At 72.2% G+C, this 812-nt stretch carries 1 protein-coding gene; it reads right to left on the minus strand.

Going from position 1 to position 812, the window contains the following annotated elements; all coding sequences use genetic code 11:
* Positions 1 to 801, minus strand: an 801-nt coding sequence (locus ACY45C_RS06345; protein ID WP_462186726.1) for an IS701 family transposase, incomplete at its 3' end; no start/stop codon positions are given.
* Positions 802 to 812: the final 11 nt, after the last annotated feature.

An 812-nucleotide genomic window follows, 5' to 3' on the forward strand; every position in this document is an offset into this window, starting at 1 on the left:
GCCGTACCAGAGGCAGCGCACGGCGGCGACGTGGACGGTGACGGTCTGGCCGTAGCGGACGACCGTGACTGGGACGAACGTCTCGGTGGTGGCGAGCTGGGTCAGCGTGCCGAGCCGGTCGCCTTTCAGGCGGGGCCGGCCGCGTTTCCCGGTCCGCGGCGGGGCGGGGGCGAACAGGGCGGCGTCCTTGCGGAGTCGGGTTGTCCAGGTCACCGAGCTGGGCAGGGTGCGCAGCTCGTCACCGGCGTAGGCGGCGTCCGCGACGACGTGGATCCGGCGGCCGGGTAGCACAGCGGCGAGCTGTTCGACCGCGCGGGCGGCCAGCCACAGCCGGGACGCCGAGGTGGTGTCCTTGCGGACCAGACGGGCCAGCACTGGTAGGCACACCGGCCGGTCCAGCATCGGCAGGGTCACGACGATCCCGACGATCACCCAGTTGTTCCCAAAGCCGATCTGGCGGGAGTCTCGGGCGGAGCCGTCGTGGAACCAGCCCGCGGCCCACACCTTTTTCCCTGTCCTGGTGAACAGGGTGTCGTCGACCGCGACCAGCACCGGGGCGCTGTGGGCGGCGAGCAGTCGCACGACGAGACGGGCGAGTGCCAGACCGAGCTGGTTGGGGTCCCAGCGGGCCGCGGCGAAGAACCGGTGCGCCCGGTCGTGCGGCAAGGTCCGTGACAGCCCGGCCCCCACGAGCATGCCGCGCACCGTCCGCCGGCCGGTCGCGGCCAGCATCCCGACGACGAGGGCGCGGAACACTCGAAACGTCGGTGCGGTGAAACACGGTCGGAAACCCTCCAGCAGCGTCGCTAGAG

It is taken from the genome of Frankia sp. CcWB2 (assembly GCF_977927585.1).